The organism is Pseudomonas sp. D4002 (assembly GCF_013385665.1).
Taxonomy (GTDB): Bacteria; Pseudomonadota; Gammaproteobacteria; order Pseudomonadales; family Pseudomonadaceae; genus Aquipseudomonas.
The window spans coordinates 39,734-66,553 of the sequence record NZ_JACAPN010000015.1; the positions used below are offsets into that span (position 1 = coordinate 39,734).

General features: G+C 60.3%; 30 protein-coding genes and 4 tRNA genes. 23 read left to right on the forward strand and 11 right to left on the reverse strand.

Annotation, left to right across the window (positions count from 1 at the left end):
- Positions 1–4: 4 nt before the first annotated feature.
- Entirely contained in the window at positions 5–469 is a 465-nt protein-coding gene (locus HX824_RS08065) for a CreA family protein (protein WP_008432835.1), read from the forward strand.
- A gap of 100 nt (positions 470–569) precedes the next feature.
- Here the strand turns inward: HX824_RS08065 and rpsT are convergent, their stop codons facing one another.
- Complete coding sequence (gene rpsT, locus HX824_RS08070; protein WP_003215870.1) at positions 570–848, reverse strand: 30S ribosomal protein S20; 279 nt, start codon at positions 846–848, stop codon at positions 570–572.
- Between the two features lie 254 nt (positions 849–1,102).
- Between rpsT and murJ the strand changes: the two genes are divergently transcribed.
- The 6 genes from murJ (at position 1,103) to ispH (ending at position 8,554) form a co-directional block, all read left to right on the forward strand.
- On the forward strand, positions 1,103–2,641 hold the full coding sequence (murJ, locus tag HX824_RS08075; RefSeq protein ID WP_003215872.1) for a murein biosynthesis integral membrane protein MurJ: 1,539 nt from the start codon (positions 1,103–1,105) through the stop codon (positions 2,639–2,641).
- A 118-nt stretch (positions 2,642–2,759) separates the two neighbouring features.
- Positions 2,760–3,698: a bifunctional riboflavin kinase/FAD synthetase gene (gene ribF, locus HX824_RS08080; RefSeq protein WP_003215874.1), complete on the forward strand. Its 939-nt coding sequence runs from the start codon at positions 2,760–2,762 to the stop codon at positions 3,696–3,698.
- A gap of 13 nt (positions 3,699–3,711) precedes the next feature.
- Positions 3,712–6,543, forward strand: a complete 2,832-nt coding sequence (gene ileS / locus HX824_RS08085; protein ID WP_008432838.1) for an isoleucine--tRNA ligase — start codon at positions 3,712–3,714, stop codon at positions 6,541–6,543.
- Complete coding sequence (gene lspA, locus HX824_RS08090; RefSeq protein WP_003215877.1) at positions 6,536–7,045, forward strand: signal peptidase II; 510 nt, start codon at positions 6,536–6,538, stop codon at positions 7,043–7,045. The genes ileS and lspA overlap by 8 nt, the downstream gene beginning before the upstream one ends.
- Before the next feature lie 7 nt (positions 7,046–7,052).
- On the forward strand, positions 7,053–7,490 hold the full coding sequence (gene fkpB / locus HX824_RS08095) for an FKBP-type peptidyl-prolyl cis-trans isomerase (protein WP_003215879.1): 438 nt from the start codon (positions 7,053–7,055) through the stop codon (positions 7,488–7,490).
- A 116-nt stretch (positions 7,491–7,606) separates the two neighbouring features.
- Complete coding sequence (gene ispH / locus HX824_RS08100) at positions 7,607–8,554, forward strand: 4-hydroxy-3-methylbut-2-enyl diphosphate reductase (RefSeq protein WP_003215881.1); 948 nt, start codon at positions 7,607–7,609, stop codon at positions 8,552–8,554.
- Here ispH and HX824_RS08105 read toward each other — a convergent pair.
- Complete coding sequence (locus tag HX824_RS08105; protein WP_008432843.1) at positions 8,508–9,089, reverse strand: GspH/FimT family pseudopilin; 582 nt, start codon at positions 9,087–9,089, stop codon at positions 8,508–8,510. The genes ispH and HX824_RS08105 overlap by 47 nt on opposite strands.
- A gap of 218 nt (positions 9,090–9,307) precedes the next feature.
- Between HX824_RS08105 and pilV the strand changes: the two genes are divergently transcribed.
- The 5 genes from pilV (at position 9,308) to thiO (ending at position 12,609) form a co-directional block, all read left to right on the forward strand.
- Positions 9,308–9,784: a type IV pilus modification protein PilV gene (gene pilV, locus HX824_RS08110; protein WP_102369926.1), complete on the forward strand. Its 477-nt coding sequence runs from the start codon at positions 9,308–9,310 to the stop codon at positions 9,782–9,784.
- Positions 9,781–10,488, forward strand: a complete 708-nt coding sequence (locus HX824_RS08115; RefSeq protein ID WP_177021855.1) for a PilW family protein — start codon at positions 9,781–9,783, stop codon at positions 10,486–10,488. The genes pilV and HX824_RS08115 overlap by 4 nt, the downstream gene beginning before the upstream one ends.
- A gap of 7 nt (positions 10,489–10,495) precedes the next feature.
- Complete coding sequence (locus HX824_RS08120; protein ID WP_003215890.1) at positions 10,496–11,023, forward strand: PilX N-terminal domain-containing pilus assembly protein; 528 nt, start codon at positions 10,496–10,498, stop codon at positions 11,021–11,023.
- Between the two features lie 12 nt (positions 11,024–11,035).
- Entirely contained in the window at positions 11,036–11,437 is a 402-nt protein-coding gene (locus HX824_RS08125) for a type IV pilin protein (RefSeq protein WP_003215892.1), read from the forward strand.
- Between the two features lie 62 nt (positions 11,438–11,499).
- A complete protein-coding gene (thiO, locus tag HX824_RS08130; protein WP_008432849.1) occupies positions 11,500–12,609 on the forward strand; it encodes a glycine oxidase ThiO in 1,110 nt (369 codons plus the stop codon).
- On the opposite strand, the gene HX824_RS08135 is transcribed toward thiO, so the two are convergent.
- The gene (locus HX824_RS08135; protein ID WP_026078011.1) at positions 12,596–12,829 is read right to left on the reverse strand and encodes a PP0621 family protein; all 234 of its coding nucleotides are present in this window, start codon (positions 12,827–12,829) and stop codon (positions 12,596–12,598) included. The two genes, thiO and HX824_RS08135, sit on opposite strands and share 14 nt — an antisense overlap.
- A gap of 126 nt (positions 12,830–12,955) precedes the next feature.
- Positions 12,956–13,981: an outer membrane protein assembly factor BamD gene (locus HX824_RS08140; protein WP_008432851.1), complete on the reverse strand. Its 1,026-nt coding sequence runs from the start codon at positions 13,979–13,981 to the stop codon at positions 12,956–12,958.
- A 149-nt stretch (positions 13,982–14,130) separates the two neighbouring features.
- On the opposite strand from HX824_RS08140, the gene rluD reads away from it, so the two are divergent.
- The 7 genes from rluD (at position 14,131) to HX824_RS08175 (ending at position 19,246) form a co-directional block, all read left to right on the forward strand.
- Positions 14,131–15,093: a 23S rRNA pseudouridine(1911/1915/1917) synthase RluD gene (gene rluD, locus HX824_RS08145; protein WP_003215899.1), complete on the forward strand. Its 963-nt coding sequence runs from the start codon at positions 14,131–14,133 to the stop codon at positions 15,091–15,093.
- Complete coding sequence (gene pgeF, locus HX824_RS08150; protein WP_134327335.1) at positions 15,090–15,815, forward strand: peptidoglycan editing factor PgeF; 726 nt, start codon at positions 15,090–15,092, stop codon at positions 15,813–15,815. The genes rluD and pgeF overlap by 4 nt, the downstream gene beginning before the upstream one ends.
- A gap of 151 nt (positions 15,816–15,966) precedes the next feature.
- Positions 15,967–18,531, forward strand: a complete 2,565-nt coding sequence (gene clpB, locus HX824_RS08155) for an ATP-dependent chaperone ClpB (protein ID WP_003215904.1) — start codon at positions 15,967–15,969, stop codon at positions 18,529–18,531.
- Between the two features lie 300 nt (positions 18,532–18,831).
- Positions 18,832–18,907: transfer RNA gene (locus tag HX824_RS08160), tRNA-Asn, on the forward strand.
- A 10-nt stretch (positions 18,908–18,917) separates the two neighbouring features.
- Positions 18,918–18,994 (forward strand) — tRNA-Pro (locus HX824_RS08165).
- 5 nt (positions 18,995–18,999) lie between these two features.
- Positions 19,000–19,075 (forward strand) — tRNA-Lys (locus HX824_RS08170).
- Positions 19,076–19,169: 94 nt separating this feature from the next.
- A tRNA-Pro gene (locus HX824_RS08175) sits at positions 19,170–19,246 on the forward strand.
- Between the two features lie 192 nt (positions 19,247–19,438).
- Here HX824_RS08175 and HX824_RS08180 read toward each other — a convergent pair.
- The 3 genes from HX824_RS08180 to HX824_RS08190 form a co-directional block, all read right to left on the reverse strand.
- Positions 19,439–20,737, reverse strand: coding sequence for an NAD(P)/FAD-dependent oxidoreductase (locus HX824_RS08180; protein WP_102604576.1), 1,299 nt, complete (start codon positions 20,735–20,737; stop codon positions 19,439–19,441).
- 60 nt (positions 20,738–20,797) lie between these two features.
- The gene (locus HX824_RS08185; RefSeq protein ID WP_010174986.1) at positions 20,798–20,971 is read right to left on the reverse strand and encodes a DUF3094 family protein; all 174 of its coding nucleotides are present in this window, start codon (positions 20,969–20,971) and stop codon (positions 20,798–20,800) included.
- Positions 20,972–21,060: 89 nt separating this feature from the next.
- Positions 21,061–21,690, reverse strand: coding sequence for a DUF1780 domain-containing protein (locus HX824_RS08190; RefSeq protein WP_008437312.1), 630 nt, complete (start codon positions 21,688–21,690; stop codon positions 21,061–21,063).
- 102 nt (positions 21,691–21,792) lie between these two features.
- Here HX824_RS08190 and HX824_RS08195 point away from each other — a divergent pair, with 102 nt between their 5' ends.
- From HX824_RS08195 to HX824_RS08205, 3 genes are all read left to right on the forward strand, one after another.
- Positions 21,793–22,260, forward strand: a complete 468-nt coding sequence (locus HX824_RS08195; protein WP_177054423.1) for an FAD/FMN-containing dehydrogenase — start codon at positions 21,793–21,795, stop codon at positions 22,258–22,260.
- Positions 22,257–22,946, forward strand: coding sequence for an energy-coupling factor ABC transporter permease (locus HX824_RS08200; RefSeq protein ID WP_003215915.1), 690 nt, complete (start codon positions 22,257–22,259; stop codon positions 22,944–22,946). Before HX824_RS08195 ends, HX824_RS08200 begins: the two co-directional genes overlap by 4 nt.
- 65 nt (positions 22,947–23,011) lie before the next feature.
- The gene (locus HX824_RS08205) at positions 23,012–23,227 is read left to right on the forward strand and encodes a hypothetical protein (protein ID WP_003215917.1); all 216 of its coding nucleotides are present in this window, start codon (positions 23,012–23,014) and stop codon (positions 23,225–23,227) included.
- Here the strand turns inward: HX824_RS08205 and yacG are convergent.
- From yacG to HX824_RS08225, 4 genes are read right to left on the reverse strand one after another with little or no spacing between them, the layout of a single operon-like run.
- Positions 23,224–23,424, reverse strand: coding sequence for a DNA gyrase inhibitor YacG (gene yacG / locus HX824_RS08210; protein WP_003215918.1), 201 nt, complete (start codon positions 23,422–23,424; stop codon positions 23,224–23,226). The two genes, HX824_RS08205 and yacG, sit on opposite strands and share 4 nt — an antisense overlap.
- Positions 23,421–24,044, reverse strand: coding sequence for a dephospho-CoA kinase (gene coaE, locus HX824_RS08215; RefSeq protein ID WP_003215920.1), 624 nt, complete (start codon positions 24,042–24,044; stop codon positions 23,421–23,423). Before coaE ends, yacG begins: the two co-directional genes overlap by 4 nt.
- Positions 24,041–24,919 carry an A24 family peptidase gene (locus tag HX824_RS08220; protein ID WP_371319410.1) on the reverse strand — a complete coding sequence of 293 codons (879 nt, stop codon included), beginning with the start codon at positions 24,917–24,919 and terminating at the stop codon, positions 24,041–24,043. Before HX824_RS08220 ends, coaE begins: the two co-directional genes overlap by 4 nt.
- Positions 24,916–26,124 carry a type II secretion system F family protein gene (locus HX824_RS08225; protein WP_177054424.1) on the reverse strand — a complete coding sequence of 403 codons (1,209 nt, stop codon included), beginning with the start codon at positions 26,122–26,124 and terminating at the stop codon, positions 24,916–24,918. The genes HX824_RS08220 and HX824_RS08225 overlap by 4 nt, the downstream gene beginning before the upstream one ends.
- A 201-nt stretch (positions 26,125–26,325) precedes the next feature.
- On the opposite strand from HX824_RS08225, the gene HX824_RS08230 reads away from it, so the two are divergent.
- A complete protein-coding gene (locus HX824_RS08230) occupies positions 26,326–26,739 on the forward strand; it encodes a pilin (protein WP_087694624.1) in 414 nt (137 codons plus the stop codon).
- Positions 26,740–26,820 lie beyond the last annotated feature (81 nt).

A 26,820-nucleotide genomic window follows, 5' to 3' on the forward strand; every position in this document is an offset into this window, starting at 1 on the left:
CTCGATGCGCGTAATGAAGGGATTGCTCGGTTTGCTGCTGGCGATGCCGTTGCTGGCGTCGGCCGAAGAGATTGGCCAGGTGTCGACGGTGTTCAAGTTTGTCGGCCCCAATGACCGGATCGTGGTCGAGGCCTTTGATGACCCGAAGGTGGATGGCGTGACCTGCTACCTGTCTCGCGCCAAGACGGGCGGGGTAAAGGGTGGGTTGGGTCTGGCGGAGGATCGCGCCGAGGCGTCGATTGCCTGTCGCCAGGTAGGTGCGATTCGCTTCAAGGGCGAGCTGAAGGATGGGGATGAGGTGTTCAAGGAGCGCACGTCCCTGGTCTTCAAGACCATGCAGGTGGTGCGTTTCCTCGACAAGAAGCGCAATACCCTGGTGTATCTGGTCTACAGCGACCGCTTGATCGAAGGCAGCCCGCAGAATGCGGTGACGGCGATTCCGATCCTGCCGTGGCCCACAGCGCAATAAATCTGAAGCAGAGCCGGCATGCCGGCTCTTTTTTTGGCTTTCCCAAATCGCAGGCAATAAAAAACCGACCCTGGGGTCGGTTTTTTAACAAGCTTATCGCTTAGGCTGCAGCAGCAAGGTTCAGAGCCTTGATGTGGCCATTCAGACGACCTTTATGGCGAGCAGCTTTGTTCTTGTGGATGATGCCTTTATCGGCCATACGGTCGATAACTGGCACAGCCAGAACGTAAGCAGCTTGAGCTTTTTCAGCGTCTTTTGCGTCAATGGCTTTAACTACATTCTTGATGTAGGTACGAACCATGGAACGCAGGCTGGCGTTGTGGCTGCGACGCTTCTCAGCCTGTTTTGCACGTTTTTTGGCGGAAGGTGTGTTGGCCACCGTCGAGCTCCTCGAAAGACTTTTTAGGAAATAGCAAACAAAATAGGCCGCGAATCATGCCGATGAGTTGAAGTCTTGTCAAGGGCGTGTGATGCGAACTGCTGAGTGGTCGATCTTAAGAGGCGGGTGATTTATTTCCGGCGCTTGACCTGTAAACTCGCGAGCTTTGGCTCTGTGCTTGTTGCAGGCGCGGAGTATCGCATATGTGGGCCGTTTGTTCGCCTGCTCTTTATCTATAGGCAAAAACTCTTTCAATGAATCTGCTCAAATCGTTGGCCGCTGTCAGCTCTATCACTATGATTTCCCGGGTTCTGGGGTTTGTGCGTGACACGCTGCTGGCACGTATTTTTGGCGCCAGCATGGCCACGGATGCCTTCTTCATTGCCTTTAAACTGCCCAACCTGCTGCGGCGGATCTTCGCCGAGGGGGCTTTTTCCCAGGCATTCGTGCCGATTCTGGCGGAGTACAAGGCCCAGCAAGGCGAGGAGGCGACCCGCACCTTCATTGCCTATGTTTCGGGTTTGCTGACGTTGGTGCTGACGCTGGTGACGATCGCCGGGATGCTCGCCGCGCCCTGGGTGATCTGGGCCACGGCCCCCGGTTTTGCCAATACACCGGAAAAATTCGCCCTGACCACTGATCTGTTGCGGGTGACCTTTCCTTATATATTGCTGATTTCCCTGTCGTCCCTGGCCGGGGCGATCCTCAATACCTGGAACCGTTTCTCGGTGCCGGCCTTCGTGCCGACCCTGCTTAACGTCAGCATGATTATTTTTGCGCTGTTCCTGACACCGTATTTCGATCCGCCTGTGATGGCCCTCGGCTGGGCGGTCCTGGCTGGTGGCCTGGCACAACTGCTGTACCAGCTGCCGCACCTGAAGAAAATCGGCATGCTCGTGCTGCCGCGTTTGAATCTCAAGGACACCGGCGTCTGGCGGGTGATGCGCAACATGCTGCCGGCCATCCTCGGGGTTTCCGTCAGCCAGATTTCCCTGATCATCAACACCGCCTTCGCCTCGCTGCTGGTCTCGGGTTCGGTGTCGTGGATGTACTACGCCGACCGTCTGATGGAATTGCCGTCCGGCGTGCTCGGCGTGGCACTCGGCACCATCCTGCTGCCAACGCTGTCGCGTACCTATGCCAGCAAAGACCGCCACGAATATTCGCGGATTCTCGACTGGGGCCTGCGCCTGTGCTTCGTGCTGGTGCTGCCGTGTGCCGTGGCCCTGGGGTTGCTCGCCGAGCCACTGACGGTCGCGCTGTTCCAGTACGGCCAGTTCACTGCGTTTGACGCCTCGATGACCCAGCGTGCGCTGATCGCCTATTCCGTTGGGCTGCTGGGCATTATCGTGATCAAGGTGCTGGCCCCCGGCTTTTATGCTCAACAAAACATCCGTACCCCGGTAAAGATCGCGATCTTCACCCTGGTGGTTACCCAGCTGCTCAACTTAGCGTTCATCGGTCCGCTGAAGCATGCCGGGCTGGCGCTGGCGATCAGTGTGGGGGCCTGCATCAACGCCGGGCTGCTGTTTTATCAGCTGCGTAAACAGAAAATGTTCCAGCCTCAGGCGGGCTGGGGCTTGTTTGCGCTCAAGTTGGTGGTGGCGGTGGGGACGATGGCCGCGGTACTGCTGGGCCTGATGCACTTCATGCCGGCCTGGGAGCAGGGCCATATGCTCGAGCGCTTCATGCGCCTGGGAGCGTTGGTGGCGGCTGGTGTGCTGGTGTACTTCGGCATGTTGCTGCTGATGGGCTTCCGCTTGCGGGATTTCAATCGCAAGTCGCTGAGCTAGAGACTTTTCGTCGATAAGACGGTTGTTTTATCGATTCGCGCAAATGGCCTGCGCTGTTGCCTGTCGTCCGGGGCCGGGTGTGGTTATAATCGACCACTTTATGAGCAAGAAGCGCGTTATGCAGCTGGTTCGAGGTCTCCACAACCTGCGCCCCCAGCATCGGGGCTGCGTCGCCACTATTGGCAACTTTGACGGTGTTCACCGTGGCCACCAGGCTATCCTGGCCCGCCTGCGTGAGCGTGCGGTTGAGTTGGGCGTGCCCAGCTGCGTGGTGATTTTTGAACCACAGCCGCGAGAATTCTTTACCCCGCAGACGGCGCCGGCGCGTCTGGCCCGCCTGCGGGACAAGCTGCAACTGCTGGCTGAAGAAGGTGTGGACCGCGTCCTCTGCCTGGCTTTCAACCAGCGCTTGCGCAGCCTCAGCGCCGCCGAGTTCGTCGACCGTATCCTGGTGGACGGCCTCGGCGTGCAGCATCTGGAGGTCGGCGACGACTTCCGTTTCGGTTGCGACCGGGTAGGGGATTTCGATTTCCTGCAGCAGGCCGGCGTCACCCAGGGTTTTACCGTCGAAGCCGCGCAAACCGTCGAACTGGACGGCCTGCGCGTGAGCAGTACCCAGGTGCGTAACGCCCTGGCCGCTGCCGACTTCGCCTTGGCCGAGCGTTTGCTCGGTCGCCCGTTCCGGATTGCCGGGCGGGTGCTGCACGGCCAGAAGCTGGCGCGCCAACTGGGCACGCCAACCGCCAACGTGCAGCTCAAGCGCCGTCGTGTGCCACTGACCGGGGTTTACCTGGTGAGTGTCGACATCGACGGCCAATCGTGGCCCGGAGTCGCCAACATAGGCGTCAGGCCCACGGTTGCAGGTGATGGCAAAGCCCACCTGGAAGTTCACCTTTTGGATTTTGCCGGTGATTTGTATGACCGGCGTTTGACGGTGGCTTTCCACCAAAAGCTGCGTGAAGAGCAGCGTTTCGCCTCCCTGGAGGCGTTGAAAACGGCGATCAATGCGGATGTCGCCGCCGCCCGTGCACTAGCCGCACCTAGCGCCCATCGCTAATGAAGAGCCTTAAATGACCGACTATAAAGCCACGCTAAACCTTCCGGACACCGCCTTCCCAATGAAGGCCGGCCTGCCACAGCGCGAACCGCAGATCCTGCAGCGCTGGGACAGTATTGGCCTGTACGGAAAGTTGCGCGAGATTGGCAAGGATCGTCCGAAATTCGTCCTGCACGACGGCCCTCCTTATGCCAACGGCACGATTCACATCGGTCATGCGCTGAACAAGATTCTCAAGGACATGATCATCCGCTCGAAAACCCTTTCGGGTTTCGACGCGCCTTATGTCCCGGGCTGGGACTGCCACGGCCTGCCGATTGAACACAAGGTCGAAGTGACCTACGGCAAGAACCTGGGCGCGGATAAAACCCGCGAACTGTGCCGTGCCTACGCCACCGAGCAGATCGAAGGGCAGAAGTCCGAATTCATCCGCCTGGGGGTGTTGGGCGACTGGGCCAACCCGTACAAGACCATGAACTTCAAGAACGAGGCCGGTGAAATCCGCGCCTTGGCCGAAATCGTCAAGGGCGGTTTCGTGTTCAAGGGCCTCAAGCCCGTGAACTGGTGCTTCGATTGCGGCTCGGCCCTGGCTGAAGCCGAAGTCGAGTACGAAGACAAGAAGTCCTCGACCATCGACGTGGCCTTCCCGATCGCCGACGAAGCCAAACTGGCGCAAGCCTTCGGTCTGGCGAGCCTGGCCAAGCCAGCCTCCATTGTGATCTGGACCACCACCCCGTGGACCATCCCGGCCAACCAGGCGCTGAACGTGCACCCGGAATTCACCTACGCCCTGGTGGACGTCGGTGACAAACTGCTGGTGCTGGCTGAAGAGCTGGTGGAGGCGTGCCTGGCCCGCTATAACCTGCAAGGCTCGGTGATCGCGACCACTACCGGGTCCGCGTTGGAACTGATCAACTTCCGTCACCCGTTCTACGACCGCCTGTCGCCAATCTACCTGGCCGAGTACGTTGAGCTGGGCGCCGGCACCGGCGTGGTTCACTGCTCGCCTGCCTATGGCGTTGACGACTTCGTGATCTGCAAGCAGTACGGCCTGGTCAACGACGACATCATCAATCCCGTGCAAAGCAACGGCGTGTACGTGCCGTCCCTGGAATTCTTCGGTGGCCAGTTCATCTTCAAGGCCAACCCGGCGATCGTCGACAAGCTGGCGGAAGTCGGTGCGCTGCTGCACACCGAAACCATCACCCACAGCTATATGCACTGCTGGCGTCACAAGACCCCGCTGATCTACCGCGCCACTGCGCAGTGGTTTATCGGCATGGACAAAGAGCCGACCAGCGGCGAAACCCTGCGCAAGCGTGCGATCAAGGCGATCGAAGACACCAAGTTCGTTCCGGCCTGGGGCCAGGCGCGCCTGCACTCGATGATCGCCAACCGTCCGGACTGGTGCATCTCCCGCCAGCGCAACTGGGGCGTGCCGATTCCGTTCTTCCTGAACAAGGAAAGCGGCGAGTTGCACCCACGTACCGTCGAGCTGATGGAAGAGGTTGCCCAGCGCGTTGAACAAGAGGGCATCGAAGCCTGGTTCAAGCTGGACGCCGCCGAGCTGCTGGGCGACGAAGCGCCGCTGTACGACAAGATCAGCGACACCCTCGACGTCTGGTTCGACTCGGGTACCACCCACTGGCACGTACTGCGCGGCTCGCACCCGATGGGCCACGAGACCGGCCCGCGTGCCGACCTGTACCTGGAAGGTTCGGACCAACACCGTGGCTGGTTCCACTCCTCGTTGCTGACCGGTTGCGCGATCGACGATCACGCCCCGTACCGCGAGCTGCTGACCCACGGTTTCACCGTCGACGAGAACGGTCGCAAGATGTCCAAGTCCCTGGGCAACGTGATCGCGCCGCAAAAGGTCAACGACACCCTGGGCGCCGACATCATGCGCCTGTGGGTTGCCTCTACCGATTATTCGGGCGAGATGGCCGTTTCCGAGCAGATCCTGCAGCGCAGCGCCGATGCCTACCGCCGGATCCGTAATACCGCACGCTTCATGCTGTCGAACCTGACCGGATTCAACCCGGCCACCGACATCCTGCCGGCCGAGGAAATGCTCGCCCTGGACCGTTGGGCCGTGGACCGTACCCTGTTGCTGCAGCGCGAGCTGCAAGAGCACTACGGCGAATACCGCTTCTGGAACGTCTACTCGAAGATCCACAACTTCTGCGTGCAGGAGTTGGGTGGTTTCTACCTCGACATCATCAAGGACCGCCAGTACACCACCGGCGCCAACAGCAAGGCCCGCCGTTCGGCGCAGACCGCGCTGTACCACATCTCTGAAGCGCTGGTGCGCTGGATCGCCCCGATCCTGGCATTCACCGCCGACGAACTGTGGGAATACCTGCCGGGCGAGCGGAACGAGTCCGTGATGCTCAACACCTGGTACGAAGGCCTGACCGAATTGCCGGCCGACTTCGAGCTGGGCCGCGAGTACTGGGAAGGCGTAATGGCCGTCAAGGTTGCCGTGAACAAGGAACTGGAAGTGCAGCGCGCGGCGAAGGCCGTTGGCGGCAACCTGCAGGCCGAGGTCACGCTGTTTGCCGAGGAAGGCCTGACCGCTGACCTGGCCAAGCTGAGCAACGAACTGCGCTTCGTCCTGATCACCTCGACCGCCAGCCTGGCGCCGTTTGCCCAGGCGCCTGCAGATGCCGTCGCGACCGAAGTCCCGGGTCTCAAGCTCAAGGTGGTCAAGTCCTCCTTCGCCAAGTGCGCCCGTTGCTGGCACTGCCGTGAAGATGTCGGCGTGAACCCCGAGCATCCGGAAATCTGCGGTCGCTGTGTCGACAACATCTCTGGCGCTGGCGAGGTTCGTCACTATGCCTGAAGCCAGTCGTTTTGGACGCCTGGGCTTGCTCGTGTTGAGCGTGCTGGTGCTGGTCATTGACCAGCTCAGCAAGGCTCACTTCGAAGGCGCCCTGGAGATGTACCAGCAGATCGTGGTGATTCCCGACTACTTCAGCTGGACCCTGGCCTACAACACCGGCGCTGCGTTCAGCTTCCTGGCTGACAGCTCCGGCTGGCAGCGCTGGCTGTTTGCCCTGATCGCCGTGGTGGTCAGTGCCGTGCTGGTAGTCTGGCTCAAGCGCCTGGGGCGTAACGACACCTGGCTGGCCGTTGCGTTGGCGCTGGTGCTGGGTGGCGCATTGGGCAACCTGTACGACCGCATTGCCCTGGGCCATGTGATCGACTTTATTCTGGTGCATTGGCAGAACCGCTGGTACTTCCCGGCGTTCAACTTTGCCGACAGCGCCATCACCGTCGGTGCAATCATGCTGGCGTTGGATATGTTCAAAAGCAAGAAAACCGGAGAGACCGTTCATGACTGAACAGGTATTGGCTGAGCAACGCATTGGCCAGAACACGGAAGTCACCTTGCATTTCGCATTGCGCCTGGAGAATGGCGACACGGTCGACAGCACGTTCGACAAGGCCCCGGCGACCTTCAAGGTCGGCGACGGCAACCTGCTGCCGGGTTTCGAAGCGGCACTGTTCGGTTTCAAGGCCGGCGACAAGCGCAACCTGCAGATCCTGCCGGAAAACGCCTTTGGCCAGCCCAACCCGCAAAACGTGCAGATCATCCCGCGTTCGCAGTTCCAGGACATGGAGCTGTCGGAAGGCTTGCTGGTGATCTTCAACGATGCGGCGAATACCGAGCTGCCGGGTGTGGTGAAAGCCTTTGATGACGCGCAAGTGACCATCGACTTCAACCACCCGTTGGCCGGGAAAACCTTGACCTTTGATGTTGAAATCATCGACGTTAAAGCGCTGTAACTAACGAAATCGGCCTACTGCAGGGGCGAGCTTGTTGGGGCTGCTTCGCAGCCCAGCGGGAGCAAGCGCCCTCGCCACACAAGCTCGATCCTACAGGGCAAGACACGAGGCACAGCATGCAAATCAAACTCGCCAACCCCCGTGGCTTCTGCGCCGGCGTGGACCGGGCGATTGAAATCGTCAACCGCGCCCTGGAAGTTTTCGGGCCGCCGATTTACGTGCGCCATGAAGTCGTCCACAACAAGTTTGTGGTCGAAGACCTGCGCAGCCGCGGGGCCATCTTCGTTGAAGAACTGGACCAGGTGCCGGACGACGTTATCGTCATCTTCAGCGCTCACGGCGTTTCCCAGGCGGTACGCACCGAAGCAGCAGGCCGTGGCCTGAAAGTGTTCGACGCCACCTGCCCGCTGGTGACCAAGGTGCACATCGAGGTCGCGCGCTACAGCCGTGATGGTCGTGAATGCATCCTGATCGGCCACGCCGGTCACCCGGAAGTCGAAGGCACCATGGGCCAGTACGATGGCAGCAATGGTGGGGCGATCTACCTGGTGGAAGACGAAAAAGACGTCGCTGCATTGCAGGTGCACAACCCTGAAAAGCTGGCTTTCGTTACCCAGACCACCTTGTCCATGGACGACACCAGCCGCGTCATCGATGCCTTGCGCTCGCGCTTCCCGGCCATCGGCGGTCCACGCAAGGATGACATCTGCTACGCCACCCAGAACCGCCAGGATGCGGTCAAGCAATTGGCCGACGAATGCGATGTTGTGCTGGTGGTGGGGAGCCCCAACAGCTCCAACTCCAACCGCCTGCGCGAACTGGCCGAGCGCATGGCCACCCCGGCCTACCTGATCGATGGTGCCGAAGACATGCAGCGCAGCTGGTTCGACGGTGTCGAACGCATTGGCATCACTGCCGGGGCGTCGGCCCCGGAAGTCCTGGTGCGTGGCGTTATTCAGCAACTGCAGGCCTGGGGCGCCACGGGCGCTGATGAACTGGCTGGCCGTGAAGAGAACATCACTTTCTCCATGCCCAAGGAGCTGCGGGTTCGTTCGCTGCTCTGAGGCCCAGAGTGCCGGCATAGCCCCGGCACAAAGCCTGCTCGGTCTTGTTACTGCGCAGGCTGATACGCCCGCTGGCGGCCAGCACTATTTGATACAGGCTCAGTTGCTGGTCCGTCGCACACACGTGGACGGTGCCGGCGCTGAATGCCCCTGCTGACAGCAGCGGTTCACCCAGGCTGCTGAAGCGTATCTGGGTTCTCACCGGCGTATTCCCCACAATCGGTATCTGCCCACTGTCCTGGCGCTCCAGCAGCACCGGGTTTTTGTCGTCCAGATGGCCGCGACCGTTCAGGTCCAGTATCACCCTCCAACCCCGGCTCCAGTCATCGTCCAATGCATGGATAACCACCGTGCGATTGCGTGCGATGGCTTCTGTGCGGGCATAACGCAGTCCGCCGGCAAGGGATTCGGCGGCGCTCTGGCGTCGTTGCGACTCGAGCAGTCCCTTGAGGCTCGGCACTGCCAGATTGGCCAGGATGCCGCTCAGGAACAGGCCGAGTATCAGTTCAATCAGCGAGAAACCTCGTTGTTTCATGGGCCGTCCCTCCGTGGACGCGGTGTGCTTTTTCAGTCGGTGCCGGATGGCAGACATAGTTATAGCGCCCAGTCCGGCGGGTCGAATGGTGGCCATTCTGTCCAAAGTATTTCGCTTTGTTCCGGGGGGCAGCGCTCAGGCAATACCGGCGCTAGTCTTGCGTCGCACAGCAGGTTTGCGCTGCTTTCTGATGACCTTCGACATGGATGGCGATGGTAATGAACGCTTTTCCCGTAACGCCCCACCCGCAACCGACCCAGGCCGGAATGACCCTGATCGAGGTCCTGGTATCTGTGCTGATACTCGCTGTCGGCCTGCTAGGGGCGGCAGTCATTCAGCTCAATGCATTGAAATATACCGACAGTTCCAGGATGACCAGTCAGGCCAGTTTCATTGCCTACGACATGCTCGACCGGATCCGCGCCAATTCGGGTGCTGATTACTCCTGGGGCCAGGGTGAACGCGCGCCCTCGAGTACCTCGGTAGCGAGTGTGCGTGATCTGGACCTGCACGACTTTGAAGCGAATATCGCCGGGTTCGCCGGGGAAAGCGCCAAGGGGTCGGTTGCGGTCAATCAGCGAGAAGTGACCATCAGCATCAGTTGGGACGACTCCCGTGGAGCGAAGGCTCAAGGCACCCGGGAAACGTTCACCCTGACCAGCCGGATTGCAGTCGACCCGAGGGTGTTGCCATGAGAGGTCCAGTGTGCGGTTTCAGCCTGGTGGAGATGCTGCTGGCATTGGCCCTCGGCCTGATGTTGATCCTGGGGGTGACCCAGATTGCACTCAGCTCCCGAACCACTTATGCCAGCCAGAGTGCGGCTTCGCTGTTGCAGGATGATGCACGGTTCGCCCTTGGCAAGCTGATTCAGGAAATACGCCAGGCGGGCATGTTTGGCTGCTTGTCCGCTGCATCAATCAGCAACGCTCCCGCAGGTTTTGATCGTCCCATTGGATGGAGTACCACCGGCAGTTCCCGGTCCCTGACGCTGGTGACCGCCGACGTCGGGGAGGGTGGCAGCAAGCCGGACTGGACGGTGCTTTCCGATTGCACCGGCTCTGCCCACGCCTATGTTGGAAGCCCGCCGGCAGCGACGCCCGGGCAAATCCACTTCCCACTGCGCAAGCTGACCTACACCTTTGAGGGCGGGCAGCTGAAGTTCAGCACGCTGGCGGCCCCGAGCAAAGCGGTGCTGGTGGATAACGTGGGGGCATTCGATATCAGTTTCGGCGTGGCCGACAAGCCTGGCTCAACGGTTGTCAGCCGATATGACCCCAACCCCGGCGATGAGTCGCTCATCCGCAGCGTGCGGATTCTGCTGACACTTCAGGATCCAAATGGGTTGGTGAAAGACCAGGCCTACAGCGTGGTCGCGGCACTACGTAATCGCCTGGAGTAGCGTGCCCATGGGTTATTACCTCTCCCGTTCGAGGCAGGCAGGCATGGTTTTGCTGATCAGCCTGGTATTCCTGCTGCTGTTGGCACTCCTCGGAGTGTCTTCGATGCAGGGAGCAATCTCGCAAGAAAAAATTACCGGCAGCCTTCGGCAGCGCAACCAGTCGTTTCAGCAGGCCGAAAGCGGCCTCAGGCTTGGCGAGTCTTTGGTGCAGGCGTCAGGTTTCGCCCTGCGCCCTTGCCACTCGACGGCTGCGTGCGCGCCACCTGCCGAATCGGTTTCGGTAGTGGGGCCGGGGACGAATCCCGTATCGACTGTGACCTGGATAGGGATGAAAGATGGCGTCTACGGTATTCAAAACCTGGGGCCGGGAACGGGTTTGGCTCAGCTCCCGGCAGAGGCCCAGGCCACGGTCTATCGCGTGACATCAGTGGGCGTCAGTGGGCACTCACGCTCCGTCCTGGAGTCTGTGTATGCCCGTGTGGGCAGTGGGCCCGGCGAGCGTTTTCGACGAATCATGTGGCGACAACTTCAATAGGTGAGCAGCACGATGGGCAAGGATTGCACAGGCTTCACCCTGATCGAATTACTGATCGCCGTGGCGATCGTCGGACTCCTGGCGGGCGTCGCCTATCCCGGGTATCTCAGCCATATGAAAAAGGTCTATCGCGCGGAAATTGCCGGGTTGCTGAGTGAGCAGGCACAGTACCTTGAGCGCTATTACGCGAGGAACGGCACTTTTATTGATGCGACTGGCGTCATCGCCGGCAATGATCGCTATAGAATCACCCCTGCATTGAACCCTCAGGATTTCGTTCTGCTTGCCACGCCGGCAATTGACTCGGTGATGGCGGGCGATCCCTGTGCCGCCTTCAGTCTGAGCAGTACCGGTGCGCGAAGCAATCCGGGAGCCGCGCCTGATATGACGCGCAAGGCGTGCTGGGGGCAATGATGAGGAAGCTGGACGATTGGGCGCCGGGCGTGCCTTTTTCTTTTTATCGGCTGGATCGAACAATGGCTAAGCAACAGCAAGTAGTGGTTGTGGGTGGTGGGGTAATCGGGTTGTTGACGGCGTTCAACCTGGCGACCCAAGGGCAAGCGGTTGTGTTGCTGGATCGTTCGGCGGTCGGTCAGGAGTCTTCCTGGGCCGGCGGCGGCATTGTCTCCCCGCTCTACCCGTGGCGCTACAGCCCGGCCGTGACGGCCCTGGCGCACTGGTCCCAGGATTTTTACCCGCAACTGGCAGAGCGTCTGTTCGCGGCTACTGGCATTGACCCGGAAGTTCACACCACCGGCCTGTATTGGCTGGACCTGGATGATGAAACCGAGGCGCTTGCCTGGGCAGCCCGCGAAGGGCGCCCGCTGAGCAAGGTGGATGTTTCAGCTGCCCATGACGCTGTGCCGGTGCTGGGTGCCGGGTTTTCCCAGGCGATCTATATGGCGGATGTGGCCAATGTGCGTAATCCGCGGTTGGTCAAATCCCTCAAGGCGGCCTTGTTGGCCCTGCCGGGCGTGACGATTCACGAGCAGTGTGCGGTTGATGGGTTTATTCAGCAGGGCGGCAAGGTTGTTGGGGTGAATACGGCGCTCGGGCCGATCCATGGCGATCAGGTAGTGCTGGCCGCCGGCGCCTGGAGCGGTGAGTTGCTGGGCCGCCTGGGGCTTGAGTTGCCCGTGGAGCCGGTCAAGGGGCAGATGATCTTGTACAAGTGTGCGTCGGACTTCTTGTCGTGCATGGTCCTGGCCAAGGGGCGTTATGCGATTCCCCGGCGGGATGGGCACATTCTGATTGGTAGCACGCTGGAGCACGAGGGGTTCGACAAGACGCCCACCGACTCTGCACTGGAAAGCCTGAAAGCCTCTGCCGTCGAGTTGATTCCGGCCCTGGCCGATGCCGAAGTGGTGGGGCATTGGGCCGGTTTGCGGCCCGGCTCGCCGGAGGGCATTCCGTATATTGGCAAGGTGCCAGGTTTCGACGGGCTGTGGCTCAACTGCGGGCACTACCGCAACGGCCTGGTGCTGGCGCCGGCGTCCTGCCAACTGTTTGCCGATTTGTTGCTGGGACATGAGCCGATCATTGATCCGGCCCCGTATGCGCCGGCAGGCCGAGTCAACGCTGGATAGATTTCGGCCCCTGCTCCAGATGCGCCTGGGTGCAATACCATTCCTGGCGCAGGCTCAAGGCTCGATCCTGTGGCAGGTGAAGGCCACAGTGGGCGCAACGAACCATCTGGATCGGGCCCTGTTCGCTGGGCCGCTGCTGTTTGGCGGCCGGGCTTTTGAATTTGCGCCAAAACCATACCGCGGCAGCAATAACGGCGATCCAGAACAGTAGACGAACCATGGTGGGCAGCTTCTCGACAAGGAATCCCGCAGTTTAGCCAAGGACGTGATGGGCGCACAGCGCAATTATGCAGCGCAATAAAAAAGGGAGCTCCGAAGAGCTCCCTTTTTGCATCGCGGCGAACAATCAGTCAAAGATGCCGAAAGTCATGTAGCTGAACCACGAGCGATCTTCGTTATTGCCCAGGGCTTGAGGCCCTTGCTCTTCGATGATGTCGCCGTTTTCGTCACGCGGCTTGAGGTCCGATGGAATCGAATCCTTGGCGTCCTGGTATTGCTTGATGATGTCCTGGTTGGCGCGGGTTTCGCCCGGCGGCAGCGGTGGACGGGACTCGATCAGGCCCAGGGTGTACTTGCTCAACCACGAGCGGTTGTCCGCTTCGGCAACCTGCGGTACGAACTGGCCGTCCTTCAGGCTTGGGTGGTCCGGGTAGTTGAGCTTCAGGGTTTCCAGGCTGGTGGCCGCCAGGGCGTCCAGGTGCAGGCGCTGGTAAGCCTCGGTCATCACGGCCAGGCCGTCACCCACCGATGGGGTTTCCTGGAAGTTTTCCACTACGTAACGGCCACGGTTCGCGGCAGCAACGTACGCCTGACGGGTCAGGTAGTAGTGGGCTACGTGGATTTCGTAGGAAGCCAGCAGGTTGCGCAGGTAGATCATGCGCTGCTTGGCGTCCGGCGCGTAGCGGCTGTTGGGGTAGCGGCTGGTGAGCTGGGCGAACTCGTTGTAGGAGTCGCGGGCAGCGCCCGGGTCACGCTTGGTCATGTCCAGCGGCAGGAAGCGCGCCAGCAGGCCAACGTCCTGGTCAAACGAGGTCAGGCCCTTGAGGTAGTAGGCGTAGTCCACGTTCGGGTGCTGAGGGTGCAGGCGGATAAAACGCTCGGCGGCGGACTTGGCAGCTTCCGGCTCGGCGTTCTTGTAGTTGGCGTAGATCAGCTCGAGCTGGGCCTGGTCGGCGTAACGCCCGAACGGATACCGCGACTCCAGTGCCTTCAGTTTTGCCGTGGCGCTGGTGTAGCTGTGGTTGTTCAGGTCGGTCTGAGCTTGTTGGTACAGCTCGACCTCGCTCAGGTTTTCGTCGACGACTTCCTTTGTTGACGAGCAAGCAGCAGTCATGGCGAGGATGGCGATCAGCAGCAGGTGTTTCACTTGCATGGCGGCTTGCGTCCCTATGACGGCCGCTGTCTTGGGCGGGGCCGTCCTGTTATGATGAGCGCCCCTTGGAAAGCCTCGGGGCAAAAGACGCCGTATTTAACCACAAGCGCGCAGCCGAAACCAAAGGCTGTGCCACGCCTAGTCTGAGCATGTCCGATAAAATTGAACTTCGCGCAGAGGTGCCGTCCGAATTGGGCGGCCAACGCCTCGATCAAGTCGCCGCACAATTATTCGCTGAGCACTCGCGCTCGCGCCTTTCCGCCTGGATCAAAGACGGCCGCCTGACTGTGGATGGAGCGGTTATCCGCCCGCGAGACATAGTCCATGGTGGTGCGATTCTTGAGCTGACTGCCGAGCAGGAAGCCCAGGGAGAATGGATCGCCCAGGACATTGAACTGGACATCGTCTACGAAGACGACGACATCCTGGTGATCAACAAACCTGCCGGCCTGGTGGTTCACCCGGCCGCCGGGCACGCTGATGGCACGCTGCTCAATGCCTTGTTGCACCACGTGCCGGACATCATCAATGTCCCGCGCTGCGGCATCGTGCACCGCCTGGACAAGGACACCACCGGCCTCATGGTGGTAGCCAAGACCATTCAGGCGCAGACGCAGCTGGTCACACAACTGCAGAGCCGCAGCGTCAGCCGGATCTACGAATGCATCGTGATCGGCGTGGTAACCGCCGGTGGCAAAATCAATGCCCCGATCGGCCGCCACGGCCAGCAGCGCCAGCGCATGGCGGTGATGGAAGGCGGCAAGCAAGCCGTCAGCCACTACCGCGTGCTTGAGCGTTTCCGCTCCCACACTCACGTGCGGGTAAAGCTGGAAACCGGTCGTACCCACCAGATTCGGGTGCACATGGCGCACATCAACTTCCCGTTGGTCGGAGATCCGGCCTACGGTGGCCGCTTCCGCATTCCGCCGGCGGCCAGTGCAACCATGGTTGATTCGCTGAAAACCTTCCCGCGCCAGGCGCTGCATGCACGCTTCCTGGAGCTGGATCATCCGACGAGCGGTAAACGGATGAGCTGGGAATCGCCACTCCCAGACGATTTTGTCTGGTTGTTGTCGCTGCTCAAGCAGGATCGCGAGGCGTTTATCGGATGAGTGACTGGCTGATTCCTGACTGGCCCGCGCCGGCCGGGGTGAAAGCCTGCGTTACCACCCGTGCGGGTGGCGTCAGCGTGGCGCCGTTCGACAGCCTAAATCTCGGCGATCATGTCGAGGACAGCCTCGAAGCCGTGCTCGAAAATCGCCGTCGTCTCTGCGCTGCCTTCAATATCCAGCCCGCCTGGTTGCGCCAGGTTCACGGTGTGGTTGTCGTCGAGGCGGATCCCGGCCGGACTGCCGAAGCCGATGGCAGTTGGACCAGCACTCCGGGCATCGCCTGCACTTCGATGACGGCTGATTGCCTGCCTGCCTTGTTTTGCAATCGCGCCGGTACCCGCGTCGCGGCAGCCCATGCCGGCTGGCGTGGCCTGGCCGCTGGCGTATTGGAAGCGACCGTTGAAAGCCTGGATACCGAGCCTGCCGACGTACTGGTGTGGCTGGGGCCGGCCATCGGTCCGCAAGCCTTTGAAGTCGGCCCGGAAGTGCGTGAAGCCTTTATGCAGCAACTTCCGGAAACGATTGAGGCGTTCGTGCCCAGTCAGAACCCGGGCAAGTTCATGGCCGACATTTACCAACTGGCTCGCCTGCGGCTTGCCGCCCGCGGCGTCACTGCCGTGTACGGTGGTGGCTTGTGCACCGTGACGGATCCCCGCTTCTATTCCTACCGTCGCAGCCCGCGCACCGGTCGGTTTGCCTCCCTTGTCTGGCTTGAACGCTAGACTCCTTTGACTTGGGTCAATCCTGACGCAAGTCAGCGGTCGCCCGCTTGAATCTTCCAGAATCCACCCCATCTATAAGGGTATCTGGCAGGTTTCTTCATTCAGGATGTGTTTGTTCATAGCTCCGGCCTGCTCAAAAGGAAGGTGACTAATGCGTATTGATCGTTTAACCAGCAAATTGCAGTTGGCTTTATCTGACGCCCAATCTTTGGCGGTTGGCCTGGATCATCCGGCCATCGAGCCTGCGCACTTGATGCAAGCGCTCCTGGAGCAGCAAGGCGGTTCTATCAAACCCTTGCTGATGCAGGTGGGCTTCGACGTCAACAGCCTGCGCAAGGAGTTGAGCAAAGAGCTCGACCAACTGCCGAAAATCCAAAACCCGACTGGCGACGTGAACATGTCCCAGGATCTGGCGCGTCTGCTTAACCAGGCGGATCGACTGGCGCAGCAAAAGGGTGACCAGTTCATCTCCAGTGAAGTAGTGCTGCTCGCCGCGATGGACGACAACAGCAAACTCGGCAAATTGTTGCTGGGCCAGGGCGTGAGCAAAAAAGCCCTGGAAAACGCCATCAACAACCTGCGCGGCGGCGAGGCGGTAAATGACCCTAACCACGAGGAGTCCCGCCAGGCCCTGGACAAATACACCGTCGACCTGACCAAGCGCGCCGAAGAAGGCAAGCTTGACCCGGTGATCGGCCGTGACGACGAAATTCGTCGCACCATCCAGGTCCTGCAGCGTCGCACCAAGAACAACCCGGTGCTGATCGGCGAACCTGGCGTGGGTAAAACCGCGATTGCCGAAGGCCTGGCCCAGCGCATCATCAATGGTGAAGTGCCGGACGGCCTTAAAGGCAAGCGCCTGCTGTCCCTGGACATGGGGTCGCTGATTGCCGGCGCCAAGTTCCGTGGCGAGTTCGAAGAGCGCCTCAAATCCCTGCTGAACGAACTGTCGAAGCAGGAAGGGCAGATCATTCTGTTTATCGACGAACTGCACACCATGGTCGGCGCCGGTAAAGGCGAAGGCTCGATGGACGCGGGCAACATGCTCAAGCCGGCACTGGCGCGGGGCGAGTTGCATTGCGTGGGTGCGACCACGCTGAACGAATACCGTCAGTACATCGAGAAGGACGCGGCCCTTGAGCGTCGCTTCCAGAAAGTATTGGTGGAAGAACCGAGCGAAGAAGACACCATCGCGATCCTGCGTGGCTTGAAAGAGCGGTATGAGGTCCACCATAAAGTCGCGATCACCGACGGTGCGATCATCGCGGCGGCGAAACTGAGCCATCGCTACATCACCGATCGGCAGTTGCCGGACAAGGCCATCGACTTGATCGACGAAGCGGCCAGCCGCATTCGGATGGAGATCGATTCGAAGCCCGAAGTGCTGGACCGTCTGGATCGGCGCCTGATTCAGCTGAAAGTTGAATCCCAGGCCCTGAAGAAAGAAGAAGACGAGCCGGCGAAGAAACGCCTGGAAAAACTCCAGGAAGAAATTGTTCGCCTCGAGCGTGAGTATTCGGACCTCGAAGAAATCTGGACCTCGGAAAAAGCCGAAGTGCAGGGTTCTGCGCAGATCCAGCAAAAGATCGAGCAGTCCCGTCAGGAACTGGAAGCAGCCCGCCGTAAAGGCGACCTGAACCGCATGGCCGAGTTGCAGTACGGGGTGATCCCGGACCTGGAGCGTAGCCTGCAGATGGTCGACCAGCACGGCAAGCCCGAGAACCAGCTGCTGCGCAGTAAGGTGACCGAGGAAGAAATCGCCGAAGTCGTCTCGAAGTGGACCGGTATCCCGGTGTCGAAAATGCTCGAAGGCGAGCGCGACAAGCTGCTGAAGATGGAAAGCTTGTTGCACCAGCGCGTCATCGGCCAGGAAGAGGCGGTGGTCGCGGTGTCCAACGCGGTGCGGCGTTCGCGGGCCGGGTTGTCCGACCCGAACCGTCCGAGCGGCTCGTTCATGTTCCTCGGCCCGACCGGCGTGGGCAAGACCGAGTTGTGCAAGGCCCTGGCCGAATTCCTCTTTGATACCGAAGAGGCGATGGTGCGGATCGATATGTCCGAGTTCATGGAGAAACATTCCGTGGCTCGCCTGATCGGGGCGCCACCAGGCTATGTAGGGTACGAGGAAGGCGGTTATCTGACCGAAGCGGTACGGCGCAAGCCTTACTCGGTGATCCTCCTGGACGAGGTCGAGAAGGCCCACCCGGATGTGTTCAACGTGTTGCTGCAAGTGCTGGAAGATGGCCGCCTGACGGACAGTCATGGGCGCACCGTGGACTTCCGCAATACGGTGATCGTGATGACCTCCAACCTGGGCTCGGTACAGATTCAGGAGCTGGTGGGTGACCGTGAGGCCCAGCGTGCAGCCGTAATGGACGCGCTGACCAGCCACTTCCGGCCGGAGTTCATCAACCGGGTCGACGAAGTGGTGATCTTCGAGCCTCTGGCGCGGGATCAGATCGCGGGCATTACCGAGATCCAGTTGGGCCGCCTGCGCAGCCGTCTGGCGGAGCGCGAGTTGTCCCTGGTGCTGAGCCGCGAGGCGTTGGACAAGCTGATCGCGGTTGGTTACGACCCGGTTTATGGCGCACGGCCGTTGAAACGTGCGATCCAGCGCTGGATCGAGAACCCGTTGGCGCAGCTGATCCTGTCGGGCAGCTTTATGCCGGGCACCAGCGTCGAGGCAACGGTGGAGAACGACGAAATCGTCTTCCACTAAGCCCAAGCGGTACTGCTATAAGAAGAGGCCCCGCATTGCGGGGCCTTTTTTTTCGATAGGGCGTTGAACTGTAAGGCAAAGGCTTGTAAAGTGCGCCCCGCAGCAACGTCAGCCCAACGGTTTCTTCTCCCCAAGGAGAAATCAGAAAGAAGCGCAAATCATTGTCTTAAAAGCAATTTAAAGGGTTGACAGGGGTTTTTAAGATTGTAGAATAGCGCGCCTCAGAGACACTAACGTAGCGATACGGAAGCGTCGAAGAGAAGGTAACATGCAACAACGTAACACTTTGAAATATGTAGTTCCGTGATAGCTCAGTCGGTAGAGCAAATGACTGTTAATCATTGGGTCCCAGGTTCGAGTCCTGGTCACGGAGCCAATTTCAAAACCGGGGTATAGCGCAGTCCGGTAGCGCGCCTGCTTTGGGAGCAGGATGTCAGGAGTTCGAATCCCCTTACCCCGACCATATTTGGGTCGTTAGCTCAGTTGGTAGAGCAGTTGGCTTTTAACCAATTGGTCGTAGGTTCGAATCCCACACGACCCACCATTTTTGAGACCAGTTAACGCTGGAATCGAATCTTAAGATCAGAGGCCAAAAGCGCTGATCGAAGAAGGCGACTGAGAGGTCGCCTTTTTTTTACCGGGGTATAGCGCAGTCCGGTAGCGCGCCTGCTTTGGGAGCAGGATGTCAGGAGTTCGAATCCCCTTACCCCGACCATATTAAAAATCCTCGTATCGAAAGATACGGGGATTTTTTTTGTGCGCGGAATCCTGTCCGCACCACAAAACAAATGTGGGAGCGGGCTTGCTCGCGAAAGCGGAGTGTCAGTCAGTGCATCTGGCACTGAACCACCGCTTTCGCGAGCAAGCCCGCTCCCACATTCACCGAGTCCTATCCCGGAACGTGCTGTCAGTGCAGTTTCAGGCGCGGCTCGGTCCCTCGCCCGATCTTGCTCCCCAGCATCAGCATCGCCGTGCGGAAGAAGCCATACAGCGCCATCTGGTGCATGCGATACAGCGACACATAGAACATCCGCGCCAGCCAGCCTTCCAGCATCACGCTGCCCGTCAGGTTGCCCATCAAGTTACCCACCGCCGAGAAGCGCGACAGCGAGATCAGCGAGCCGTAGTCGGTGTACTTGTATGACGGCAGGTCCTTGCCCTCGATCCGCAGTTTCAGCGACTTGGCCAGCAACGATGCCTGCTGGTGAGCTGCCTGGGCCCGTGGCGGCACATTGCGATCGGTGCCGGGTTGCGGGCAGGCCGCGCAGTCACCAAAGGCGAAGATGTTCTCGTCGCGGGTGGTTTGCAGGGTCGGCAGCACTTGCAGTTGGTTGATACGGTTGGTTTCCAGGCCGTCGATGTCCTTGAGGAAGCCTGGCGCACGAATCCCGGCGGCCCAGACCTTGAGACTGGCCGGGATTACCTGGCCGCTGCTGGTGATCAGGGCGTCGGCCGTCACCTCACTCACGGCGGAGTTGGTCAGGACGGTCACCCCGAGTTTCTCCAGGGTTTTATGCACAGGCCCGCCGATCCGCTCCGGCAGGGCAGGCAACACCCGTGGGCCGGCTTCGATCAGGGTGATGTGCATGTTTTCCGGCTTGATCTTGTCCAGGCCATAGGCGGCCAGTTCATGTGCGGCGTTATGCAGCTCGGCGGCCAGCTCGACGCCGGTGGCACCGGCGCCGACGATGGCGACGCTGATCTGCTCTACCACGTCCGTCTGCCCGGCATGGGCGCGCAGATAGTGATTGAGCAATTGCTGGTGGAAACGCTCAGCCTGCTTGCGGGTGTCGAGGAACAGGCAGTGTTGCGCCGCGCCTTCGGTGCCGAAGTCATTGGTGGTGCTGCCGACGGCGATCACCAGGCTGTCGTAGCCCAGCACGCGCGCGGGCACCAGTTCCCGGCCTTCCTCGTCGAGGGTGGCGGCCAGCTGGATTTTTTTCTGCTCGCGATCAAGCCCGCTCATGCGCCCCAGCTGGAACTCGAAGTGGTTCCATTTTGCTTGGGCAACATAATTGAGTTCGTCTTCCGAAGAGTTCAGCGAGCCGGCCGCCACCTCGTGGAGCAAGGGTTTCCAGATGTGGGTGAGGTTGGTATCCACCAGGGTGACGCTGGCGGTGCCGCGCTTGCCCAGAGTCTTACCCAGGCGGGTAGCCAACTCCAGGCCGCCGGCGCCGCCGCCGACGATAATAATACGATGGGTCATGGGGATATCTCGCAAGGCTAAAGGAAATCGGTGCAGTTACCCGAGCGAGCGCCAGGCAGCTCATAGCGTCAGGTAACTCAAAAGGCGGCTCAGCAAACCCAGGCCGATCACTGCAACCAGCACCACGGCAAGGAGCAGCCAGGGCCGGAAAGGCTTGCGCTCGACTTGGTTCTGGGACAGTTGCAGGTACTCTTCGACATGCTGTTGGTCGTCGGGGTTCAGGCGGCTGGTCATAAAGGCCTCGTCAGGTAGACGTTGCTGAAGGGCGCCACGTTACAGTCGGGTGATTGGCGGCATTGCCTGAAGCATAGTCGCCAACCCGATCACAGGCTGATGCCCACATCAAACACTATGCTGCGCCCCAGATTGTTGCGCAAGAAGTCCGGCGCGTCCGGGTGCGCGAACAGTACGCGGGCGAAGGTCGGCCCCACGAGGGACAGCGAGCGCCAGCCCTGGCGCAGGTACTCGGTGGGAGGAGGGAAGTGACTGTTGAGGTCCAGTACTTCGCGCTTGAGGCTGGCGAAGGCGATGAGGTCCAGCTCCCCCAGGTCCATCCCGCGCTCTTTATAGTTGTGGGCCTTCTTGCGCAGGGTGGGCGCCAGGCGCAACAGGAATTCGTGGGCGGGAATGCGCCGGGGCTTGGCTTCTCGCCGAACCAGTTGGCTCAGGGAAAACGCGCTGCGCCGCCGCAGCAGTTCGTCGCGCCATTCATCGTTCAGGCGCCGGCCTTCATCGAGTACGAAAAACACTTCGAAACTGGCGTCGCGAAACAGCACGTCCGGCGGTTCTTGCCCGGCGGCGTGGAATTCTTCGGCGCGATAGGGCACGTTCAAGCCTTGCAACAGGCGCTGGCAGACCCAACGCTCACGCTCCCATTTGCGGGCATTGGACAGGAAAGCATTGGCTTGTTCGGCCGCTACGGTGAGCAGGCGCAAGTAATCTGAGTCATCCATGTCACCAGCTTAGCGTCCAAATGATGACCGCAGGAAGTCCCGCGTCAAAAGGTCGGTGTAGACTGGCCACTCGACAGTTTCCCGTGGCATGAGGAGTATGCAGTGAAGGGTTTTGTGGTGCTGTTCTTGAGTCTTTTGCCCGTGTGGGCCCAAGCCGTCGAAGTGGGTGAGCGTGTTGCACCCTGGACGTTGCTTGATCAGTTCGACCAGGCCTACACCCTGGATGAGCAGGCGCAAACCTTGCTCGTAGCGCGCAGCATGGACGCCGCCAAGATCGTCGATGCGGCGCTGCAAGGCCAGCCCAAGGGTTACCTGGAGGCTCGGCATGCGGTGTTTCTCGCCGATATCCAGCGCATGCCCCGGCTGATCGCGAAGATGTTCGCGGTGCCGGCGATGCAGGCCTACAACTATCGCGTCATGCTCGACCGCGATGCCCGCGTAAGCCCGCGCTATCCCGCACCTGTGGATAAAGTGCTGTGGCTGCAACTGGATCACGGGACGCTGGTGGCGCAGCACGAATACGACTCCGCCGCTGAACTGCGCCAGGCCCTGGAGCAGGTGCAGCCGTGATCAGTGCAGCGGTGCTGGCGCCGGAAACCCTCAGCATCGGCTGGCTGCTGTATGCGCCGGTGGTGATGTGGGCGCTCCTGCGTTCGCCGTGGGTCGAGCTGTTTGCCGACCGCCGACGCCAGCACTTGCTGTTCGGCACCGTATTCGCACTGTTCATGTTGTGGTTGGTGCGCCGGGATTTCGACACCGGGGTGTCCTACCACTTCATCGGCATGACCGCCGTGACCTTGTTGCTCGATTGGCCCCTGGCGATCGTCGGAGGCTTTGCCGCGCAAATCGGCCTGGTGTTGCTCGGCCGCCAGGACCTGGCCGCCGTGGGGATCAACGGCATGCTGCTGATCCTGTTGCCGGTGCTGGTCACCGAAGGCTGTGCGCTGCTGGTGGAGCGGGCGAAGCCACGCAATCCCTTTGTGTATATCTTCTGTTCGGGCTTTTTCGCCGCCGCACTGTCGGCCTTGCTGTGCCTGCTGGCAGGCCTGGGGCTGCTTTGGTTCGATGGCCGTTTTGCGATGCCGGAATGGATCGAGGATTTTGTCGGCTACTTGTGGCTGATCATTTTCCCCGAGGCCTTTATCAACGGCATGGTGATCAGCGCCCTGGTGGTGTTCTGCCCCGAGTGGCTGGAGACATTCAACCGCACTCGCTACCTCTCGGCGCCCTGGAAGGATGACGATCCGCGGCCTTGATCCAGGTCAAATGCCGCACACGCAAGTGGTCGCATGCTCTGCAAAATTTCCAGGAGCACGGAATCATGAGTGTGTACGAGTGGGCACGGCAGGAGTTACGCAGAAGCCAGGACGCGGCGCAGGAAATCGGCTTTGACCCGGGCTTGACCCTGCGCGCCATGCTCAGTGCGGTGGTGCAGCAGAGCAAGGGCGTGCGCAGTTTTGAAGACCTGGCCGACGAGTTGCAATACCTTGCAGAGAATCTCGACGACCAGCAGGACTATGGCTTTATGCGGCCTTAGTGTTTGGGCTGAAAGTCTTCGGAGAACAGGTCGTCCTCGGCGTCGGGACTGACCGGGATCTTGTGTTCCTCGGACGCCCAGGCGCCCAGGTCGATCAGTTTGCAACGGTCCGAACAGAAGGGACGGTTGACGTTTTCTGCTTTCCATTCCACAGGTGCGCCGCAGGTTGGGCATTCGACGTTCAAGGGTTGGCTCATGATCGGCCTCCACGCAAAGTAAGGTAAAAGTGGTGCAGTCGCTCGACCTCGGCGTGCAGCCGGGCCAGGTCCTGGTCATTGACCAGCACGTCATCGGCATGGCGCAGGCGGTCTTCACGGGTGGCCTGGGCCTTGAGAATCGCCTGCACCTGCGCTTCGCTGATGCCATCGCGTTGCAGGGTACGCTGTATCTGCAACGATTGCGGCACGTCGATCACCAGCACCCGCTGGGTCATGGTGTACTGGCCGGACTCGATCAGCAGTGGTGACACCAGGATCGCGTAAGGCGATTGTGCACGCGCCAGGTGGCTGCGAATCTCCTCGGCGATCAGCGGGTGCAGCAACGCCTCCAGCCAGCGGCGCTCGTCGGGCACTTCGAAGATCAGCTTGCGCAACGCGCCGCGGTCCAGTTGCCCGTCAGGCTGCAGCACATCCGCACCGAAATGCCCGGCAATCTGCGCCAGGGCAGGGCGCCCGGGTTCGACTACCCAGCGCGCGGCGTGGTCGGCGTCAATCAAGTCCACGCCAAGCCGGACGAAGTGTTCGGCGGCCGCGCTTTTGCCACTGCCGATGCCGCCAGTGAGGCCAAGAATCCAGGGTGTTGCGACAGAAGTGGTCATCTGAAACCGACAGACTGCAAATAGAAGTCGGTTATTTGACCACCCCAGAGCAATGCAATCCAGCCGGCAATTGCCAGATACGGACCAAAAGGCATTGGAGTGGATGCCTGGGCTTTGCGCAGGCGCAATAGAATCAGGCCTCCCATCACACCCACCAGGGAAGACAGCAACAGCGTCATCGGCAGGATCTGCCAGCCGCCCCAGGCCCCGAGCATGGCCAGCAGCTTGAAATCCCCGTGCCCCATCCCGTCCTTGCCGGTAATCAGCTTGAACACCCAGAACACCGACCACAGGCTCATGTAACCGGCTACCGCGCCCCACAGCGCATCGTGCAATGACACAAAAACGCCAAAGCTGTTGAGGATCAGGCCCAGCCACAGCAACGGCAGCACCAGCACATCCGGCAGCAGTTGGTGGTCTGCATCGATCAGGCTCATCGCCAGCAAGCCCCAACTCAACAACAACACCGCCCCGGCTGCCCAGCCAAAACCGAAATGCCAGGCGACAACCGCCGAGATCAGCCCGCACGCCAGTTCAGTGATGGGATAACGCGCGCCAATAGATTGATGGCAACTTGAGCAACGTCCCTTGAGCAGTACATAACTGAGCAGCGGAATATTCTCCCAGGGGCGAATCGGGTGGCTGCAGTGTGGGCAACAGGAGTTGGGGCGCATCAGGTTATAGGGAGCCGCGATGGGCTCGGCGGGAAGGCCCAGTACTTCATGGGCCTGGGCTCGCCATTCACGTTCCAGCATCTTCGGCAGGCGCCATACCAGCACGTTGATAAAACTGCCGACAATCAAGCCCAGCAGCAACGCGCCTGACACAAACACCCACGGCTGATAAACGAGGATCTCAGTCAGTGGCGTGCTCAAAAGGCTGTACCGAGTTGAAAGATCGGCAGGTACATGGCCAGCACCAATGCCCCGACGATGCCGCCGAGTACCACCATGATCAGCGGCTCCATGAGGCTGGTAAGGTTGTCCACCAGGTTATCGACGTCAGCCTCGTAGTGGCAGGCGACTTTTTCCAGCATGTTATCGAGGGTGCCCGACTCCTCGCCGATAGCCGTCATCTGGATCGCCATGCCTGGAAACAGGCCGCTTATGGCCATGGATTCATTCAGCTGGATTCCGGTTGCAACGTCGTGCCGCATACGATTGATTGCCTGTTTGAACTGCCCGTTACCCGTGGCGCCGGCCACGGAATCCAATGCCTGCACCAATGGAACGCCCGCCGCAAAGGTGGTCGAGAGCGTGCGAGCATAGCGGGCGACCGCCGATTTTTTCAGCAGTGTGCCTGCCACGGGAGCTTTCAACAAACTGGCATCGAGCCAGTGGCGAAAGCCTGTGGACGAGCGATAGGCTTTGCGCATTCCTGCGAAACCGGCACCCGCGGCCAGGATCAGCATCCACCAGCTTTGCTGCATGAACTCCGACAGGCTGATGACGCCCAGGGTAAAGCCCGGCAGTTGTGCATCGACGCCGGCAAACAACCCCTGAAACTGCGGCACCACGTGAATCAGCAGGATTGTGCTGACAGCGGTGGCGACTGCCAGTACCGTCACGGGATAGGTCATGGCCTTCTTGATTCTGGCTTTCAGTTGTTCGCTTTTTTCCAGGTGAATGGCCACCCTTTCCAGCAGCGCTTCGAGTGCGCCCGCCTGTTCACCCGCCGCAACCAGGTTGCAGTACAGATCATCGAAGTAGCGTGGGTATTTCTGCAAGGCGACAGCCAGGCTGCTGCCGGCGGCGATCTCCTGCTTCAAGCCTTGTACCAGCGCCCCCATATGCCGGTTGTCGAAGCCCTCGGCGATGATATCCAGCGCCTGTAAAAGTGCGATACCAGCCTTCAGCAGCGTCGCCAATTGGCGGGTGAAGAGGGCGATCTCTGCCGGTTTGACCGGCAGGGCGAGGCTCGGCCAACCGGCGAATTTCTTGCGTACGCGCCCAGGATTGATACCTTGCTGGCGCAGCAGTGCCTTGATCAGGGCGGGATTGTGACCACGGGTTTCTCCGGATACCTTGCGCCCTTTGCGGTTGACGCCTTCCCAGGCATAGATCGCTGAAACATCATTCATTTCACGGTTCCGCACACAGACAGTGGAAGATTTATAGCTTAGTCAGGTGACGGATTCGGGCAGGCTCGCCGTGAGCGAAAAAATGTCAGTTTGTGCGTCTTGTTCAGCATTGGTTGCGCGGGGGTGAGTACACTGGCGCGGTTGCCGAGACGGGGTGCAGGATGCGCCTCGCGAAAGGTTTTATTCTGGAGAGTGAATGTGATGCGTCAGAAAGGTTTTACCTTGATCGAATTGTTGATCGTCGTGGCAATCATCGGCATTTTGGCCACCATCGGCCTGCCCATGTATACCAAGCACCAGGCCAAGGCCAAGTTCACCGCAGGGCTGGCCGAAGTCTCCGCGTTGAAGGCGGGCTTTGAAGACACGCTGAACCAGGGGACGCCACCGACCCTGGCGTTGATTGGCGGGACCAGCCCAACGGCCAACTGCAAGATTGACGTGACCGGCGACATCGCCACCGGTGCTGGCACGATTGCCTGTGAAATCCTCGACGCACCCGCGCCGGTCCTGGGCAAGATCATCACCTTGACCCGTAGCGCCACAACCGGCTGGAAGTGCACCACCACGGCAGAAGACCAATACGCCGCTAAAGGTTGTGCTTCCGGCGGCGCGTGATCATCAGGTCGTCTACTGTTTACGCAGCAAGGAAGAGCGTGTGTGTAAACCGCTCTACGCCCATCACAAGGAAGTAGAGGT